Source organism: Microbacterium galbum (assembly GCF_032464915.1).
GTDB classification, from domain to species: domain Bacteria; phylum Actinomycetota; class Actinomycetes; order Actinomycetales; family Microbacteriaceae; genus Microbacterium; species Microbacterium galbum.
This window is the reverse complement of record NZ_JAWDIS010000001.1, coordinates 490,927-509,253: the sequence shown is the minus strand read 5'-3', so window position 1 is coordinate 509,253 and position 18,327 is coordinate 490,927. Positions and strand designations below refer to the sequence as shown.

Below are 18,327 nucleotides of genomic sequence, written 5' to 3'. Positions count from 1 at the left end.
CGCGTACAGCCGCATGGGGGAAAATGACCCCATGCGCGGAATCATTCTGGCGGGCGGCACGGGCTCCCGACTCCACCCGATCACACAGGGCATCTCTAAGCAGCTCGTGCCCGTCTACGACAAGCCGATGATCTACTACCCGCTGTCGACACTGATCCTCGCCGGCATCCGGGACATCCTCATCATCACCACACCCCAGGACTCCGAGCAATTCCAGCGTCTGCTGGGCGACGGTTCACGATTCGGCATCTCGCTCACCTACAAGGTGCAGCCCTCGCCCGACGGCCTCGCTCAGGCCTTCCTGCTGGGGGAGGAGCACATCGGGTCGGAGTCGGTGGCACTGGTCCTGGGCGACAACATCTTCTACGGGCAGGGCATGGGCACCCGGCTGCGTCAGTACACCGATCTCGACGGCGGAGTCGTGTTCGGTTACCAGGTCGCCGACCCCACCGCTTACGGGGTCGTCGAGTTCGACGCCGACGGACGGGTGGTTTCGCTCGAGGAGAAGCCCGAGCGCCCCAAGAGCAGCTACGCGGTTCCGGGACTGTACTTCTACGACAACGACGTCATCGAGATCGCCCGTGGACTCGCGCCGTCTCCGCGCGGCGAGCTCGAGATCACCGACGTGAACCGCACCTACCTCGAGCAGGGTCGTCTGCGCGTCGAGCTGCTGCCGCGCGGGACCGCCTGGCTCGACACGGGGACCTTCGATTCGCTCAGTGAAGCCACCGAGTTCATCCGGACTGTCGAGAAGCGTCAGGGCCTGTCCATCGGTTGTCCCGAGGAGGTGGCCTGGCGCATGGGCTTCCTCTCCGACGACGAGCTCCGCGAGCGCGCCGAACCCCTGGTCAAGAGCGGATACGGCCGCTATCTGCTGAGCGCGCTCGACAATGGTCTCGACCGCTGACGCGGGACGACGGGCCGATCGGGCGGGCGCCGCAGCCTCCGCCGTCGCGCCCGTCGACCGCGCGGTGGTCTACGGCGTCCGTTCCCAGGGGCGTCTGGAGGCGACCTCCCTGCATGCTCTGCGTGCGCTGAAGGAGGTCGCCGACACGATCGTCCTCGTGCACCCGGGGCGGATGACGCCGGAGTCGCGATCCGCTCTCGATGGGCTCGTCGACCGCATCGAGGAGACGGATGGCGACGACTTCACGTCCGAGTCCTATGCGGCCGCCGTCGATGAGGTGCGTCGCATGCGCGCGGGCGTCACCGAGATCGTCCTCACCGGCGACTCGTGGTTCGGCCCCGTCGCCGACCTCGCGCCTCTGATGGGCCGGATGTCGGGTTCATCGGCCGACGTGTGGGACCTCCTCCCGCCGGCGGCGCCCCGCGAGGCATTCCCGGGGGAGGGGTTCCCGGCCGTCGGCGATCGCCCGTGGTTCTTCGTCGCCGTGCGCCGCAGCTTCTTCGACAGCGACGCCTGGCGACGGTGGTGGGCCGAGCCGATCGCTCCCGGTGAACGCGAGCGGCGCCTCGTGACGGATGCTCGGCGCGCCGGTGTGCGTCACGCCCGGGCGTTCGAGACCGAACGTCTGCATCCGGACGATCCGGGGCTCTTCGCCCCCGAGGACCTGCTCGAATTGGGCGTCCCCTTCGTCGACCGGGCCGTCTTCACCAGCTATCCGCCGTTCCTCGATCGTTTCGCCGTGATCGGGTCCGAGATCGCCGAGATGATGGGCGAGCGCAGGTATCCGCTCGGCACCCTGCGCTCGAGCCTCGCCTCGTGCGTTCCTCCGAAGGCACTCAACGCCGTCCTCGGGCTGCTGTCCGTCCTGCCCGACGAAGCCGTCGACCCCGACGGTGGAGCGTCCGCCTCGATCGCGGTGGTCGTGCACGTCAGCGACATCGACGAGATCGCTGAAATCCTCCGGCGTCTGCAGTTCCTCCCCCCGGGTGCCTCCGTCTTCGTCACCACCACCGAGGGCGTCACGGCGGCGCGTCTGGAGCAGTTGCTCGAGGCGTGGTCGGGGACGAACGAGCACACCTATGAGCTGCGTGTGACCCCTCAGAGTCCCGGCAGGGACATGGCCGACTTCTTCGTCGGATGCCGTGACGTCATCCAGTCCGATGCCTACGACCTCGTGATCAAGCTGCACATGCGTCGCGCGCCGTGGAAGACGATGAACCGGTTGCGGTACTTCCGCCGTTATCAGCTCGACAACCTCCTGAGCAGTCCCGGTTACGTCCGCAACGTGCTGTCGTTGTTCGACCGCGAACCGGAGCTCGGTATCGTCTTCCCCCCGATGATCCACATCGGATACGCGACGATGGGCCGCGGCTGGGCACTGCTGCACCCCCACGCCGAACGGCTCGCGAAGCGGCTCGGCATCCGGGTGCCGCTCGACACCGTCTCTCCGCTCGCCCCCTACGGAGGGATGTGGATCGCGCGTCCCGCGGCCTTCCGCGTGATGATGCAGCGGCGGTGGACCTTCGCCGATTACGACTGGAAGTACCAGCGCCGTTTCGGGCATCTCGCCCATCTGCAGGAACGCCTCATCAGCGCGGCGGCGGGGCAGGCGGGATTCTCCAGCCGGACCGTGATGAACTTCGCGCACACGGAGATCGGGCATACCGCTCTCGAGTACAAGGTCGATCAGATGTTCTCCACCACCCGCGGGTGGCCCGTCGAGCAGATCGGAATGCTCCACCGCGCCGGGTACACCGGGTACGGCGGTACCGTCGCGCTGGTGCGGATGTTCATGCGCATCAACCACCCCCGCGTGGCCGACGCGTTCCGTCCCTTCTACCACCTCGCGCTGCGCGGGCACCGTGTCTTCTCGGCAGGACGCCGGGTGGCGTCGCGCCTGCGCAGCGAACGCGGCGAGAAAGAACGAGAGGCCTCATCGTGAAGACCGCGGAGCTCATCGGTGATTGGACGCGACCGGCCGACACCTTTCCCGACGAGGGCAAGCGCCTGCTCATCTACGTCGTCTACGACCGGCGCGGCGAGGTGGGCGATTTCGTGGTGTACGCACTCGAGCGCATGCGCGAGTTCTGCGACACGATCGTGGTCGTCTCCAACGGTCCGCTGACGGCCGGTGGACGTGAGCGCCTGGAGGCGCTGGGAGACCTGGTGCTCGAGCGCCCCAACGAGGGCTACGACATCTGGGGCTACAAGCACGGCCTGGACGCGATGCAGGACCGCCTCGGGGAGTTCGACGAGCTTCTGCTCGTCAACGACACCTGGTTCGGGCCCATCCGGCCGTTCGCGCCGCTGTTCGAGCGCATGAACGGGCACCCTCTGCACTTCTGGGGCATGACCGATCACCTGCGCGTGGAGCCGCACCCCTTCACGCAGGAGGGGTACCTGCCCTACCACCTCCAGTCGTACTGGGTCGCCGTGCGTCGGCAGATGTTCCTCTCGCCCGAGTGGGTGGCGTACTGGCGCGACCTGCCCGAGATGACGTCGTACTCCGACGCCGTGACCAAGCATGAGGGCGTCTTCACGGAGCACTTCACGCAGCAGGGCTTCTCCGGCGAGGTGGCCTTCCCGACCTTGACCGACAAGATCGAGAACCACGCCGTGCTGTACGCCGAGCAGCTGATCGAGGCGGGGTGCCCGACGCTCAAGCGGCGGCCGTTCTTCCAGTGGCCAGTCTTCCTCGACCGTGTCGCCGTGGTCGGCAAGTGGACCCTGGAGGCGGCCGAACGCAGCGGTTACCCTGTGGAGCTCATCTTCGACGACCTCGCCCGCAACGTGGAACCGCGGGTGTTGAACGCGGACGCCGCACTCCTCCGCGTGCTCTCGCCGACCGACGACGACTACGACCCGGCGGCTCCGCTGCGGACGGCGGTCTTCGCGCACATCTTCTACGTCGAGATGACGGACGAGATCCTGGACCGAGCGGGGTACCTGCCCGGCGCGACCGATCTCATCGTGACCACGCCGGACGCCGACCGCGCACGCGCCATCGAGGACATCATTGCCGCCCGCAACCTGCCGGGCCGGACGGAGGTGAGGGTCGTGGCTTCCAACAATGGTCGCGACCAGGCTGCGTTCCTGATCGGATGCCGTGACATCCTGTTGTCGGACGAGTACGACCTCGTCGTCAAGATCCACTCGAAGAAGACGCCGCAGGACGGGGCCAACGTCGGTCGGCACTTCCGCCGGCATCAGTTCGAGAACCTGCTGCACGGTCCGCACGAGGCTGCCAACGTCGTCGCGCTCTTCCAGCAGCAGCCCGGCCTCGGGCTCGCCTTCCCTCCGACCGTCCATCTCGGTCACCCCACGATGGGCCACGCCTGGTGGGCGAACCGCCCGGGCGTGGAGGAGCTCTGCCGTGAACTCGGCATCCGGGTTCCCCTCGACGAGGTCTCGCCGCTCGCTCCCTTCGGGTCGATGTTCTTCGCACGGCCGCAGGCCCTGCGCCTGCTGGTGGAACGACAGTGGACGTACGACGAGTTCGGGGGAGCGGAAGCATACGTCGACGGCGGTCTCGCACACGTCCTCGAGCGCATGCCGGTGTACGCGGCGGGGGAGCTCGGGTTCCATTCCATGACCATTGCGACGCCCGACTATCTGGCCAAGAGCTACACGGCCTTCGACTACAACCTCGACCAGATGTCGGCCACGATGCCGGAGGACACCCAGCATCAGATCGAGTTCTTGCGTCGCGCGGGATACATCGGGTGGGGCCACTTGCGCGATTTCGTCGACATGTGGGTGCGACTGCACCGCCCGGATTCCGCGGCGCGCATCAATCGGCTGTTCGCGCGCAGCGAGGGCATGCGCGGTCGTCTGTGGCGCGCACGTCAGCGGCTGCGCCGTCGCTGAGTTCAGACGTCCCGCAGGAACAGCCCACTAGAATCGGACCCCATGCCTAGTCCTTCACCCTCCGGGGATAACGCGCGCTTCGCTCGGCTCGCGGAGATGCCGATGCGCACGGTCGGCGTCACCCCGGGGCTCGGGTTCGCTTCGTTGTGGACGACGCTCCGAGACATCTTCGCCCGCCGGGAGATGCTCGACCTCCTCGTCAAGCGCGACATCAAGGCGCGCTACAAGGACTCGGCTCTCGGTTTCGTCTGGGCGCTCATCCGCCCGCTCATCCTTCTCGGCATCTACTTCGTCGTGCTCGGGCAGTTCCTGGGCGCGGCGCGTGGCATCCCGGACTTCGCGATCTTCATCTTCACCGGCCTGACCGCCATGAGCCTCTTCCAGGAGATCGCGGTCGGCGGCACGGGATCCATCATCGCCAACGGCGGTGTGGTGAAGAAGGTCTACATGCCCCGCGAGATCTTCCCGCTCGCCGCGACGGGGTCCGCCCTGTTCAATTTCATGATCCAGTTGGGCGTGCTCCTGGTGGCGACCGTGATCGCGGGTAAGCCGCCGTTGCACTGGCAGATCGTGTACGCGGTCCCTTCGCTTCTCCTGATCCTCGTGTACGGCCTGGCTTTCGCGCTGTTCTTCGCCGCCGTGAACGTCTACCTGCGCGACGTGCAGTACCTCGTCGAGGTCGTCACGATGCTGCTGATGTGGCTCTCGCCGGTGCTCTACGCCTGGCACCTCGCGAAGCAGATCATCACCAGCCCCACGCTGCTCGAGGTCTACACGAACAATCCCCTCACCCTCGCCGTACTCGGCTTCCAGCGGGCGTTCTGGCTCGGGGGCGACGGCCTGGAGGGGCCTGCGCACCTCGTGCTGCGCATGGCGGTCGCTCTGCTCATCGGTCTCGTCCTGCTCGTCCTGAGCCACCGGGTCTTCGTGCGCCTGCAGGGCAACTTCGCTCAGGAACTGTGATCGATATGTCGTTCGACGTCAATGTCCCCGCCGTGCGCCCCGAGGTCGTGGTGCTCACCGACGTGTCCAAGCGCTTCGTGGTGCGTCGCGACACCTCGATCAAGGAGCGCATCGTGACGCTCGGTCGCGCCGGGCGTCGGCACCGCCAGAACTTCTGGGCGCTCAGCGACGTGAGCCTCGACATCCGCGCGGGCAACACGATCGGCCTCATCGGGCACAACGGTTCGGGGAAGAGCACGCTGCTCAAGGTCATCGGCGGCATCATCCAGCCCACTTCCGGTGATGTGCGCCAGCGCGGCCGCGTGGCGGCGCTCATCGAGCTCGGTGCCGGTTTTCACCCGGATCTCACCGGCCGTGAGAACGTCTACCTGAACGCCTCCGTCCTCGGGCTCAGCCGCGAGGAGACACGCGCGAGCTTCGATGACATCCTCGACTTCTCCGGCGTCGGCGACTTCATCGACACCCAGGTCAAGTTCTACTCCTCGGGCATGTTCGTGCGCCTCGCCTTCGCGATCGCGGTGCACACCGACCCCGACATCCTCCTCGTCGACGAGGTGCTGGCGGTCGGCGACGAGCAGTTCCAGCGCAAGTGCCTCGACAAGATCAAGGAATTCCAGAGGCAGGGGAGGACGATCATCATCGTCTCCCACGCGCTCGACCAGATCGAGGAGCTGTGCGACCGCGTCATCCTGATGGACAAGGGGCGCGTCGCGTTCGACGGCATGGCCGACGCGGCCGTCGAACGCTTCCGCGAGCTGCTCGAAGAGGGGTCCGGGAAGGTCGCTGCGCGCCCCAACCAGATCACCCGCGCCGCGGAGATCATCTCGGTCGACGTGCGCGCCGCCGATGGCCGCCGATCGAACGACTTCCACAGCGGCGATTCGTTCCGCGTGGCGATCACCGTGCGGGGGCTGCGTCGGCTCGACGAGTGGGCTCTCGGCTTCAGCATCGACACCTCGTCGGGCGTCCTCGCCCTCGCCTCCAACACGAGCATGCTCGGAGCCTCTGTACCGCCGCTGCACGAGGGCGAGACGGTGACGATCGAGATCGACGTGGACGGTGCCCGCTTCAATCCCGGGAGCTACTGGATCAACGCCAACCTGCACGGGATCAGCGAGTCCACTTCGCACGCGCTCATGCAGGGCGCGGAGTTCACTGTGCACGGGCGTTCCGACTCGCTCGGCTCGGTCCCGGCCGAGGTGCGCTTCCGCTGATCACGGCTGACCGGGACCCGCGGGCCCCCTGAACTGCCGGACGGGCCTCCTAGCGGCGCCGCAGCGCCGCGTCGAGCAACGTTCGTGCGCGGGCGTCGAAGGAGTGATCGGCGCGGATACGCGCCGACACCGCATCCAGGTCGGGCGCAGAGGGGAAGGCGGCGTCGAGGTCGGCGGTGAGCAGGTCGAGCAGGTCGGGAACCCCCTCCCATGTGCGCACCGCACCGCCGAAGAGCTCCTCGATTCCCTCGACGCGGTCACTGACGGCGCGACCACCGGCGGCGACGACGTCGAAGAGGCGATTGCCGATGAACCCCCGCTCCTGCATGGCGGGCCAGTGATCGTTCAGCACCACCCCCGCGGTCTCGTAGAGCGCGGGAAGCTCGTCGTTGCCCACCCCGGTGGCGGCGATGCGCTCGGCAGGGATCCATCCGCGCCAGTCGGGGCCGATCACGGTCACGGGGATGCCGGCTCTGATGGGCTCCACGACGGAGGGGCGCAGGATGCCGCGCGCCGTGCCGACGAAGAGGATGTCATGGCCGCGGGGGCGTCCGGCGGGGTGGAAGCGCGTCGCGTCGGTGCACTGCAGCAGAGGGGTGATGGGCACGCCGAGTTCGCGGCCTGTCGCCTCGGCCCACGGCGCGGACGCGGCGAAGACCTCGTGGAACCCCGCGACGTCGTCCGGACCCACCTGGTCGGGATGACTGATGACCCACAGCAGCGAGACACCGGTGGGGGAGGCCTCGAGCGGTTCGGGACCGCGCAGGGCCACGGTCACGTCGTCGAGATGCCGCGTGGGGCGGGTGCGGGCGGCGTACGAGTCGATGACGACTTCCTGTCCGAGGCGCCGGAGGGCGTCGGCGAGGGCCCGGGCGAAGTGGGTGTCGCCCCAGCCCTCCGCGCGAGGGCCCACCGGTGCGGCCGTCCGCAGCGCCCATCTCAGGGCGGGCACGTGCGTGCCGTCGGGGAGCTCCACCTGGCGCTGCGGACGTCTCACACGTGGCAGAGGGCCTTGGGCGAGGCGCTCCCACCCGGCGCGGAGCAGGAGATCCCCACCGCCCGTCAGGTGCGGTGGGAGATGCGCCGGTTCGGCACGCGAGCGCGTGCGCGTCTCGACGTCCAGGGCGACGACGGCCCGTCCCTCGAGGCGGGCAGCCGCGTCGGGACCGCGCAGCGCGACGGTGACCTCCGCGCGGCGCGCGGCGAAGGTGCTCCCGGCCAGGGCGGGGACCTCGAGATCGGTCGCCGGAGCGAGGGCGGCGAGGTCTTCGATCGGGTGTCCGGCGAGGAAGCGTCCATCGGCGGTGGCTCCGACTGCGGCGATCGTGCCGTCGCCGTCCCTCCACACCGGACCGAGCACCGTCCCGGCGGCGCTCTTCTCCACGCGATCCGCCAGACGCGTGGCGTCGGCGGCGGTGAGGGTCTGGTTCGGTCCTCTCACGATGATGATCTCGGCGCGGGAGGAGGCGACGAGTTCGTCGAGCGCGAGGGACGCGTCGTCGTGACGTCGCCGACTGATGCGGACGCGGGGGCGGCCCGCGGCCCACAGTGACGCGAGCGTCCAATCCTCCGCGCGGTCGTCGAGCACGGCGATCGCAACCCCCTGTCCGGGGACGTCCGAGAAGGCGACCGCTTCGGCGAACGATTCGTCGAAGTCCCATTCCTCGGGGCCGATCGCGACGATCAACTCGCGATCGACGGGCTCCGCCGACGGCGCCGGGCCGACCTCTCCGCCCACTCGGGCGCGACGGGCGGCCTCGACGATCACGCGCGACAAGTCGGGCCAGGATGCTGCGGCGGGCTCGGATCGCGGACCGAGGGGGAGCGAGTGCGTCTCACGGTGGCGCCAGGCGTGTCCGAGAGGTCCGCCGGGAGCCTCCCAGGCCTCGGGATGAGCGGTGCCGTAGGCCACGGCATCCCACAGCGGACTCACCTGCAGCCCCCGTGGATCGGCGACGAGGTAGGCGTACAGCGCGGGCACGCGCCATGCCTCGGGCAGGTGGTCGCCGACCGCCGTGTCGACGAAGAGCGGCGACAGGCGCAGCCCGTCGCGGAAGCCCCCGTTCACGTACCGACGGACGGCCGCTGCTTCGCTCAGGGGCCTGCCCACCTGGGCGCGCACGTACGCGAGGTCGACGACGCCGGCGCGGCGGATGACCCGCGCCCACCACAGCCGGTCGGCGCGGGCGACGAGCGGGCGGAGCAGCGGCAGGTCGCGCGCGGCGCGCACGCGCGAGCGGAGGGCGGTCAGCACTCTTCGAGTTTAGGCAGGGCGTCAGGCCCTCCCGAGCGAGACGCGGGCCCGCCGGCCCGCCCGGGCGAAAGCTGGGCCACCCGGCCCGTGCGGACGGGGGACGGGACGGCGGGCCCGCCTGGGCGACACCCGGATGCCGTCACCGCGGCGAGACGGGGCGATCGGCCCAGTATCGGTCGCCGCGCATGCGCATCGATTCGCGCAGGCCGATCGTGCGGTCGACCGCGTGGAGCGGCAGGACCGCGGTGGGCGCGGCGGCGCCGCGGCGCCAGCCCTCCCATCGACCGCGGAGCGAGAGGACGTCTCGCCGCAGCACGAGGCGCGCGGCGCTGACGACCAGCTCGACGGCCAGCGCGCGCAGCGCCCAGCGCGAACGGAGCACGCCGTACTTGCGCAGCAGGTAGCCGCGCGCGAAGCCCGACAGGCGGCGCTGGCGAGCCGACTCCCGGCCCGCGCTGGCCCCGCCGAGGTGCGTGCCGAGGGGGCCCTCGATTGCGACGCACTCCCACGCCGCCGCGCGCAGCCGGAACGCGAGATCGAGCTCCTCGCCGTACATGAAGATGTTGGTGTCGAACAGGCCGATCTCGTCGAGGGCGGCGCGGACGTAGATGGCGACGGCTCCGTACGGTCCGAGGACGGGGGGATCGACGGGGTCCGCCGCCGCCGGCTCCGCCCCGTGGAAGCGCACGAAACCCGCTCCCGTGACGTCGGCGACGATGCCGTAGGAATCGACGGTGCCGTCGGGGGCCAACAGGAGGGTCGCTCCGCTACCGACGCGACGCGACTCCGCGCCGGCGGTCATCGCCGCAAGCACACGCTCCACGGCATCCGGCTCGAGGACGACGTCGCTGTTGACCAGCATGACCAGTCGCGCCGAACCGGCCGCCAGACCCACGTTGCACGCGCGGGCGAAGCCGAGGTTGCGGTCGTTGCGGATGAGGGTGACCTCGGGGAACTCGGCGGCGACGCGGTCGGCGGTGTCGTCGGGTGAGTGGTCGTCGACGACGATGATCCGCGCCGCGACGCTCTGCCGCGTGGCCGCGAGCAGGCACGAGCGGACGAAATCCCACCCGCCGTACACGGGGATGACGATGTCGATGTCGGGTGCGTCGGTCATGCGAGACCTGCCCTTCGAGCGGTCGGTGAGATCACGGGGTGGATGCTTCGGCGGCGACGAGGTCGACCTGGCGGCGCGTGCGCCCGACCAGGATGAGCGTGGAGATCGCCTCGGTCACGGCCAGCCCGGCGGCCACCCCCACGGGGCCGAGGAGCAGGCCCGCGCCGATCATGAGGGGGATGCCGACGACGGTGGCCGTCACGGTGGCCCGCATCACGGCATGCTGCTCACCCGCGGGGAAGAGCACGTGCCGCGTCATCGAGGTGCGCAGGGAGAACAGGGCGAAGGCGACGCCGAGCGCCAGGCAGACCAGGAAAGGCGCCGCCGCCGGCTCGCCGAACATGAGCGCGCTGACCGGGGGACCGGCGAAGCCGAGCACGAGCATCCCGAGCACGCCGAAGCCGCCGTGCATCAGCAGCGCCAGTCGCAGCCGCGACCGCCGCGCGGGCCCCGTGACCTCGGCCGACCACGACTGCAGGGCGTTGGCGAGGGTGAGCGGGAGGAACTGCCCGAGCTTGGCCATCTTGTCGGCCGAGGCGAAGCCGGAGGCGGCCGTCCCGACCGACAGCACGTTCACGAGCGGCGTGGGCACGGCGGAGTACGCCCCCAGGGCGGCGTCGTTCAGCGCCACCGGCGCGCCGACCCGGAAGAGGCCCGGGATCTCGCGGACGGGCGGCCACGCCGACGGATACCGGCGCAGCAGGCGCAGCGAGAACAGCGTCGTCCCGACCACCGTGACCGCGATGCCGGCCATCGGGTAGACCTCGACGGGAGCGCCGTTGACGATGGCGAGCATCGATCCCACGGCCACCACGAGCCGAGGGATCGCATCGTAGAAGAGGATCGACCGCGGGTCGCCCACGCCCACTGAGAACCACGTGAACGACAGGGCGATCATCGCGCCCTGCAGACCCATGAGGGCGGCGAGCAGGCCGTACCCGGGACTCGCGACGAGGGCGCAGACCACCACGAGGGCGGGCAGGGCGACGATCGAGGTCGCCAACCGCACGACGAGCGCGTCGCGGTACAGGCGGCCGCGACGGACGTCGTCGGCCGCGATCGACACGAGGGCCGGTCCCACCGTCGTCCAGCCGTAGGCCACGGCGATGGCGGCGAACGTTCCGATCGACTCCCCCGCGATCGCACTGGACCAGCCGTCGGGTGCCGCGCGCGAGACGGCCGGCAGCACCACGAGGGGCGACACCGCCGCGACGGCGGGGATCAGCGTGAAGCCGAACAGTCGCGAGCGCAGGGACGCCGGTTCAGCCACGGCTGTTCCCCCGCGCCGCCGTGCGACGGAACACGACCGAGAGGGCGATGGCCGCAGCCGACCAGCTGAAGCGGCTCGCCCACTCCCGCCCACCCGTGCGCAGCGCCGCGCGCGTCTCGTCGTCGAGGGACAGCACCGCGAGGATCGCCCGGGCGAATGCAGCGGGATCCGTCGCGTCGGCGTAGCGCGCCCACTCCCCGCCGACTTCGCGCAGCACCGCCGTGTCGTGGGCCACCACGGGCACTCCCGCGCCGAGGGCGTCGACGACGGGCAGGCCGAAGCCCTCGGTCAGAGACGGGCACGCATAGACGTCGGCCACCTGGTAGAGCGCGCGCAACTGGTCGTCGCCGACCCAGCCCGGCAGCACGACGTCGGCCGTGAGGCCGAGGCGTTCGACCGTCGGGCTCAGAGGATCGTCGGCTCCGCCGCCCGCGATCACCGTGAGAGGACGCCGGTCGGCGGGGATCCGCGCCACAGCGGCCAGCAGACCCGCGAAGTTCTTGTGCGGCATCCGGTTGCCCGTCGACAGCAGGACCGGTCTTCCCGGGCGGATGCCGAGGGGTGCCAGCAGACGCCAGGGGTCGTCGACGCGGGTGATGTCGCTCCCGCCGTTGTGCACGACAGTGATGCGCTCGCGCGCGACGCCGAGATGACGGGAGATCGCGCTCGCCGCAGTGGAGGAGACGGTGACGACCTCCCGCGCGGTCTGCGCGGTGCGCGTCATGAGCCAGGCCGTCACGGCGCGCGTGATCCGCTCGAGGCCCGTGCCGGGCACCTCGTGGTAGATGACGTCGTGCACCGACACCACGCGGGGGACGGCGCCGGCGGTCAGGGGACCGAAGTTCGCCGGGCTCCACACGAGGTCGGCATCCGTCGCTTTCGCGGCCCGCTCCACCGCGACGATCTCACCCGCGGCCCACGAGGCGCGTCCGTCGCCGACCCACTCGACCACGCGCACCTCGCCCGGGAAGAACGCCCGCACGCCGGCGGCGCCGGACGCTCCGGTCAGGGCGACGAAGCCGGCATCCGGCATCTCGTCGGCCAGGCGCGGCAGCAGCTCGCGCACGTACGTCTCGGTGCCGCCGCGACCGCCGGTGTAGCCGAGCAGATCGACGAGGATCCGCACGGCGGTCAGCTCTCGATGACGGCTTCGGGGCGCTGCTCGCGCCGGGGCGTGGTGAGGACGCCCGAGAAGAAGCTCATCATGACGGTCTGGAAACCGAGGATGATCAGCAGCGCGCTCGGCACGGCGATGCGCACGGCCTGGGCCGCATTCTGCTGCCCGAAGTCGAGGCTGCCCCACAGGATGACCTGCACGATGCCGATCACCACGCCGAGGACGAAGAGTCCGACGCCGATGAGCAGGCCGCGCTCGGCCGACCACTTCGCCACGATCCGGCGATAACGCTCGCTGGTGGGGAGGAACCCCTCCTGCGTGGCGTAGAGCTTGGTCAACCAGAAGAACAGCAGCGATTGGAACCCGATCACGCACAGGGCGCTGGCGTAGACCATCGTCGTGACGTCGAATCCGACGCCGCCGACGTTGATACCGCCGAAGGAGAGGACACCGACGGCGATCGCGCCGAGGAAGAACGCCACCAGGCCCGGGTAGACGAAGAGCCAGCGCGGGGCGAACAGCAGCAGGAAGCGCAGGTGGCGCCAGCCGTCGTGCCAGCTGCGCAGGTGCGGAGGCCGCGAGCGGCCGTCCTTCTTCAGCGTCGTCGGCACCTCTTCGATGCGGTAGCGCGCGAGGGAGGCGCGCACGACCATCTCGGAGGCGAACTCCATCCCCGTGGTCTGCAGGTCGAGAGTGCGGATGCGCGCGCGGTTGAATCCGCGCAGACCGCAGTGGAAGTCGCGGATGCCGGGGCGGAAGAACAGCTCGCCGATGAACGACAGCACCGGGTTGCCGAGATACTTGTGCAGCGGGGGCATGGCGCCCGGGGCGATCCCGCCGCGGAAGCGGTTGCCCATGACGAGGTCGGCTCCTGCACGAAGGCGGTCGACGAACGGCTCGAGGTTCTCGAAGTCGTAGCTGTCGTCGGCATCCGCCATGATGACGTACGTCCCGCGCGCCTGCTCGATGCCGTTGATGAGGGCCGCGCCGTATCCGCGGCGCGGGGCGTGCGACACGCGGGCGCCGAGGCCTTCGGCGATCGCCTGGGAGCCGTCGGTGCTGCCGTTGTCGGAGATGAGGACCTCACCGCGGATGCCGCTGCGCTGCAGGAAGCCCTGCGCCTTGCGGATGCAGACCTCGAGGGTCTCGGCCTCGTTGAGGCAGGGCATGAGGATCGTCAGTTCGACGTCCGTGGGAGCGGGAGTGGTCACGGGCTGTCTTCTTTCGTCTTCACCGCGGCGGGCGTCGGCAGCGGCAGTGCCGACAGGATCCCTTCCACGGTGCGGCGGATGGTGCGGGTGCCGACGGCGGCGTCGTACCACGCGCGCGCGGAGCGGCGCAGGTCGTCACCGCCGTCGACGGCGACCCGGATGGCCCGGGCGAGGTCGGCGGGTGAGGTGGTCGGGGAGACGACGCCGTTGACGCCGTCGTCGATGAGTTCGGTGGACGCGTTGCCCTCGTCGGCGACGAGCACGACGGGAACGCCGTGGGCGTTGGCCTCGACGACGACGAGTCCGTAGCCCTCGCGGCGGGAGGGGTTCACCAGGCACGCGGCCCCGTGCAGCAGCTCATCGAGTTCGGCGTCGGAGACGAAGCCCGGGAACCGCGTCCAGGCCTCGCCGCCCACGCGGCGGACTTCGGCGCGCACCGCGTCGGAGCTCGGGCCGGTGCCCAGGACGACGAGTCGCAGGTCGGGAACGCTGTCGCGAGCGGCGGCGACGGCGGCGGGGAGCACCTCGACGCGCTTGTCGGGGATGTGGCGACCGACGTAGAGCACGTAGGGCGGGGCCGCGGCCGGACCCGGCGGCGGCACCTCGGCGGCACCGTCGATGAGTCCGGGGCTGACCAGCGGTTCTCCGCGGAGGCCCTCGCGTCGCAGCCGGGTGGCCGAGAGCTGCGAATGGCAGGTCGCGATCGGCGTGATCGCGATGGCGGCCCGCTGCAGCAGCCATGCGATCGTTCCGGTCACCGCACCGGAGTATTCGACCCACTGACGACGGTGCCAGACCTCGAGGTAGTCGACGACGAGCTTCGTCCCCGAACCCAGCAGCGCCGCCCGGGCGGCGAAGACGTTGAAGATCGGCAGGCCGCTGACGATCACCGCGGCGTAGCGGCGACGGCGGCGGAGGAGGGCGCCGAACAGCGAACCGGCGTACCGGAGGGCCGCGGGGATGCGGCGCACCCCGTCATCCGAGTAGAGCGAGAGTCGCCCGGTGACGGGGACGATGCGGAACGCGTCCTCGACCGGTGCCGGGCCGTCCCACTGCGTGGCGGTGAGGTAGTCGACCTCGAACCCCTTCAGGCCGAGCTCGACGGCCTCCGCACGATACTGCCGTTCGCCCCCTCCCGTGGAGTAGGGGAACAGGCAGTCGTACGCGACGGCGACGCGGCTCTCGCGGGACACGTCAACACCCCTCGATCTTGAACAGGCGCGCCGACGGTCCCTCGGAGTCGACGAGGACGAGGTGCTCCGAGGGGGAGAGGTTGTAGAGCCCCTGGCGCTCGAGTCCGACGCCGGGGTTGTTCCAGACGTTCTGCGCGCCGAAGTCGAGCACGTAGTCGACGCCGAGGCGGTCGACGACCTCGCACACGCGCGGATCGGAGTCGATCGCGCTCAGGCGGTTGTCGAGGTACTCCTCGTCGGTTCCGATCGCACCGAACACGTGCTTGCGCAGCACCTCGCGGTCGCCGACCGCATACGCCAAGGAGGCTCCCGTCCAGGGGCTGCCGGCGATGACCGCGTCAGCGGGCGTGGTCTCGGGCAGGCGCTCCAGCAGCGCCTCCTCATCGCTCGTGAGCAGCGGCGAGGTGGCGTCGAGAGCGTAGGCGCCGCGCGCGTCGGCGGCGGTGCGGAGGATGTTCGGGCTGACCCCGACCGAGAACACCGCGAGGACGCCGACCGCGGCGACCGCGACGCGCAGCACGCGCCCGGCACGGGCGCGGGAGAGGACGCGCCGGGCGGCGTCGGCGATCGTGACCGCACCGAGGACGGCGACCGGGATCCCGGCGGCCGGCAGGAGAGCGGCGAGGCGATAGGAGTCGTTGTACCAGGGGTTCGTCAGGAACTCCCGCAGCGCGTTGCCCCCGGCGGTGCCCGAGGCCACCACGAAGAGCACCGTCGCGACAGCCATGGGCGCGGCGACGACGAGGAGGCGCGGTCGGCGCACGATGGCGAAGATGCCCGCCGCGATCATCACCGAGATCGTCAGGGTGATCGTGTAGCCGCCGGGGGAGAGCAGGAGGGCCTCGCCGACTGCGCGGGCCGTGGTCTGCCACGGCGCCCAGATCGACATCTCGGCGTTGGTGCGCATGACGCGCCACAGCACGCCGAGCACGACGAACAAAGCCAGCAGGATCGCCGTGGTCGAGAGCCACCGACGGCGGGACGGATGCCGCACCGCACGGCCGACCAGCTCGACGACGGCGACACCGGCGCCCAGGGCCGCCATCGACAGGAAGGCGTTCGGATGGGCGAGGCCCACGCCCGCGGCCGCCACCAGGAGCAGGACGGCGGCGCGCACCCGCGCGGCGAGTCCGGTCGCCCGCAGCAGGTGGACGACGACGGCGACACCGCCCGGAAGGACCGCGTAGCCCATGGCGTTCGGGTAGAGCACGCCGAAGAACATCAGCAGCAGGGGGAAAGCGCCGAACCCCGTCGACAGTGCTGCGGCGCTGACGACCACGGCGGTGCGCTGCGACAGCAGGGCGGTGCTCAGGGCGACCACCGACAGCGGCCAGGCGACGGCTGCGAGCGCGATGTTGGCGGCGTTGACGGCGACCGGGACGGCGGCTCCGGTCGCCTGGGCGGCGAGCGCGGCGACGGTGTGCCAGCCGTTGGGGTAGAAGCCGATATCGGAGGTGAGTCCGATGTGGAAGGCCGACGCGTCGCCCGTGTCGACGGCGAAGGCGACCGTGTTCAGATGGACGATCGCGTCGAAGGTCTGCGAGATGTGCGCGGGACCACCGAAGACCCAGGCGAGCTGGAGGGCGATGACCACGCCCGCGACCACGAGGGACAGGCCGCCCCACAGGAGGGTGCGCCCCGGGGTGCGGTCGCCGGACTCGGGTCCGACCCATCGGCGCAGGGCGTACGCCGCAGCCGCTGCGACGATCGTGACGATCGCGATCGGCACGACCGACCACGACAGGCGCGCGAGCGGGGCGGCGATCGCGGCGACGGCGAGGATCGCGATCGAGACGACCGGTGCCAGGGCCAGGATGCGCAGACGCCGCACGCCCCACCCGGCGGCGAGGACCACGATTCCGGGGACGACGAGAGCGAGGATCGAGATGATGAGAGGCATCACGATCACCCACCAGGAATCGCTCATGCACTCCCATTTCTCGCTGGACGACAGTCAGCCATGCTAACGGACGGTCGCTGACCCGCCCCTGAAGGCCGCGGCGAGGTGCCCCTTTAGACTGGAGGGGCGCGGGATCGCTCTCCGCGTGTCCGCGACACGAAAGACGCACCACTTCATGGATCTCCTCATCGTCGGCTCCGGCTTCTTCGGTCTCACGATCGCCGAGCGCGCGGCCGCTGCGGGCCGCAAGGTGACGGTCATCGATCGTCGTCATCACATCGGCGGAAACGCCTACTCCGCGAACGAGCCCGAGACGGGCATCGAGGTGCACCAGTACGGCGCGCACCTGTTCCACACCTCCAACCCGACGGTGTGGGAGTACGTCAACCGCTTCACCGACTTCACCTCGTACGTCCACCGCGTCTACACGACGCACAAGGGCGTGGTGTTCCCGCTGCCGATCAACCTCGGCACCATCAACCAGTTCTTCCAGGCCGCCTACACGCCCGACCAGGCGAAGGCGCTCGTGCACGAGCTCGCCGGCGAGTTCGACGCGAAGGATGCCGCGAACCTGGAGGAGAAGGGCATCGCCCTGATCGGACGCCCGCTGTACGAGGCGTTCATCCGCGACTACACCGCGAAGCAGTGGCAGACCGACCCGAAGGACCTCCCCGCGGAGGTCATCTCGCGGCTGCCCGTGCGGTACACGTACGACAACCGGTACTTCAACGACACCTGGGAGGGTCTCCCGGTCGACGGATACACCGCGTGGCTGGAGCGGATGGCCGATCACCCGAACATCGAGGTGAAGCTGTCGACCGACTACTTCGACGAGGCGCAGCCGCTGAACAAGAAGGCGACCGTCGGTCAGGTGCCGGTCGTCTACACCGGTCCGGTCGACCGGTACTTCGACTACGCCGAGGGCGAGCTGTCGTGGCGCACGCTCGACTTCGAGCAGGAGGTGCTGCCGATCGGCGACTTCCAGGGCACCAGCGTCATGAACTACGCCGATGCCGACGTGCCCTACACGCGCATCCACGAATTCAAGCACTTCCACCCCGAGCGCGCGGACCGCTACCCGACCGACAAGACGGTGGTCGTGCGGGAGTACTCGCGCTTCGCCACGCGCGCCGACGAGCCCTACTACCCGGTCAACACCGCCGACGACCGCTCCGGTCTGCTCGCGTACCGCGAGCTCGCCAAGGGCGAGAGCGAGGTGTACTTCGGCGGACGCCTGGGCACCTACCAGTACCTCGACATGCACATGGCCATCGGGTCGGCGCTGTCGATGTGGAACAACCAGCTCGCGTGACG

General features: G+C 70.1%; 13 protein-coding genes. 6 read left to right on the top strand and 7 right to left on the bottom strand.

The window, feature by feature from the left end:
* Nucleotides 1–31 precede the first annotated feature (31 nt).
* The 5 genes from rfbA (at nt 32) to RWH45_RS02460 (ending at nt 6,951) form a co-directional block, all read left to right on the top strand.
* Nucleotides 32–907, top strand: a complete 876-nt coding sequence (rfbA, locus tag RWH45_RS02480; RefSeq protein ID WP_315993340.1) for a glucose-1-phosphate thymidylyltransferase RfbA — start codon at nt 32–34, stop codon at nt 905–907.
* A complete protein-coding gene (locus RWH45_RS02475) occupies nt 891–2,849 on the top strand; it encodes a rhamnan synthesis F family protein (RefSeq protein WP_315993339.1) in 1,959 nt (652 codons plus the stop codon). The genes rfbA and RWH45_RS02475 overlap by 17 nt, the downstream gene beginning before the upstream one ends.
* Nucleotides 2,846–4,774: a rhamnan synthesis F family protein gene (locus tag RWH45_RS02470; RefSeq protein WP_315993338.1), complete on the top strand. Its 1,929-nt coding sequence runs from the start codon at nt 2,846–2,848 to the stop codon at nt 4,772–4,774. Before RWH45_RS02475 ends, RWH45_RS02470 begins: the two co-directional genes overlap by 4 nt.
* 96 nt (nt 4,775–4,870) lie before the next feature.
* Nucleotides 4,871–5,737 carry an ABC transporter permease gene (locus tag RWH45_RS02465; protein WP_315993337.1) on the top strand — a complete coding sequence of 289 codons (867 nt, stop codon included), beginning with the start codon at nt 4,871–4,873 and terminating at the stop codon, nt 5,735–5,737.
* Between the two features lie 5 nt (nt 5,738–5,742).
* Nucleotides 5,743–6,951: an ABC transporter ATP-binding protein gene (locus RWH45_RS02460; RefSeq protein WP_315993336.1), complete on the top strand. Its 1,209-nt coding sequence runs from the start codon at nt 5,743–5,745 to the stop codon at nt 6,949–6,951.
* A 49-nt stretch (nt 6,952–7,000) separates the two neighbouring features.
* Here the strand turns inward: RWH45_RS02460 and RWH45_RS02455 are convergent, their stop codons facing one another.
* From RWH45_RS02455 to RWH45_RS02425, 7 genes are all read right to left on the bottom strand, one after another.
* The gene (locus tag RWH45_RS02455) at nt 7,001–9,205 is read right to left on the bottom strand and encodes a glycosyltransferase family protein (RefSeq protein ID WP_315993335.1); all 2,205 of its coding nucleotides are present in this window, start codon (nt 9,203–9,205) and stop codon (nt 7,001–7,003) included.
* A 139-nt stretch (nt 9,206–9,344) separates the two neighbouring features.
* Nucleotides 9,345–10,322 (bottom strand): glycosyltransferase family 2 protein, encoded by a 978-nt coding sequence (locus tag RWH45_RS02450; RefSeq protein WP_315993334.1) that lies wholly within the window; start codon nt 10,320–10,322, stop codon nt 9,345–9,347.
* Between the two features lie 31 nt (nt 10,323–10,353).
* Nucleotides 10,354–11,592, bottom strand: a complete 1,239-nt coding sequence (locus RWH45_RS02445; RefSeq protein WP_315993333.1) for a polysaccharide biosynthesis protein — start codon at nt 11,590–11,592, stop codon at nt 10,354–10,356.
* Nucleotides 11,585–12,718 (bottom strand): glycosyltransferase family 4 protein, encoded by a 1,134-nt coding sequence (locus tag RWH45_RS02440; protein WP_315993332.1) that lies wholly within the window; start codon nt 12,716–12,718, stop codon nt 11,585–11,587. The genes RWH45_RS02445 and RWH45_RS02440 overlap by 8 nt, the downstream gene beginning before the upstream one ends.
* A 5-nt stretch (nt 12,719–12,723) precedes the next feature.
* The gene (locus RWH45_RS02435; protein WP_315993331.1) at nt 12,724–13,920 is read right to left on the bottom strand and encodes a glycosyltransferase family 2 protein; all 1,197 of its coding nucleotides are present in this window, start codon (nt 13,918–13,920) and stop codon (nt 12,724–12,726) included.
* On the bottom strand, nt 13,917–15,113 hold the full coding sequence (locus tag RWH45_RS02430; protein WP_315993330.1) for a glycosyltransferase family 4 protein: 1,197 nt from the start codon (nt 15,111–15,113) through the stop codon (nt 13,917–13,919). The genes RWH45_RS02435 and RWH45_RS02430 overlap by 4 nt, the downstream gene beginning before the upstream one ends.
* Before the next feature lies 1 nt (nt 15,114).
* Nucleotides 15,115–17,040, bottom strand: coding sequence for a DUF6541 family protein (locus tag RWH45_RS02425; RefSeq protein WP_315993329.1), 1,926 nt, complete (start codon nt 17,038–17,040; stop codon nt 15,115–15,117).
* Nucleotides 17,041–17,188: 148 nt separating this feature from the next.
* Here RWH45_RS02425 and glf point away from each other — a divergent pair, with 148 nt between their 5' ends.
* Nucleotides 17,189–18,325: a UDP-galactopyranose mutase gene (gene glf / locus RWH45_RS02420; RefSeq protein WP_315993328.1), complete on the top strand. Its 1,137-nt coding sequence runs from the start codon at nt 17,189–17,191 to the stop codon at nt 18,323–18,325.
* The last annotated feature ends 2 nt before the right edge of the window (nt 18,326–18,327 follow it).

Excerpts from the sequence above, each read along its gene's own strand:
- RWH45_RS02460 (WP_315993336.1), top strand. The coding sequence starts at position 5,743 with ATGTCGTTCGACGTCAATGTCCCCGCCGTGCGCCCCGAGGTCGTGGTG.
- RWH45_RS02465 (WP_315993337.1), top strand. The coding sequence starts at position 4,871 with ATGCCGATGCGCACGGTCGGCGTCACCCCGGGGCTCGGGTTCGCTTCG.
- rfbA (WP_315993340.1), top strand. The coding sequence starts at position 32 with ATGCGCGGAATCATTCTGGCGGGCGGCACGGGCTCCCGACTCCACCCG.
- RWH45_RS02425 (WP_315993329.1), bottom strand. The coding sequence starts at position 17,040 with ATGAGCGATTCCTGGTGGGTGATCGTGATGCCTCTCATCATCTCGATC.
- RWH45_RS02475 (WP_315993339.1), top strand. The coding sequence starts at position 891 with ATGGTCTCGACCGCTGACGCGGGACGACGGGCCGATCGGGCGGGCGCC.
- glf (WP_315993328.1), top strand. The coding sequence starts at position 17,189 with ATGGATCTCCTCATCGTCGGCTCCGGCTTCTTCGGTCTCACGATCGCC.
- RWH45_RS02450 (WP_315993334.1), bottom strand. The coding sequence starts at position 10,322 with ATGACCGACGCACCCGACATCGACATCGTCATCCCCGTGTACGGCGGG.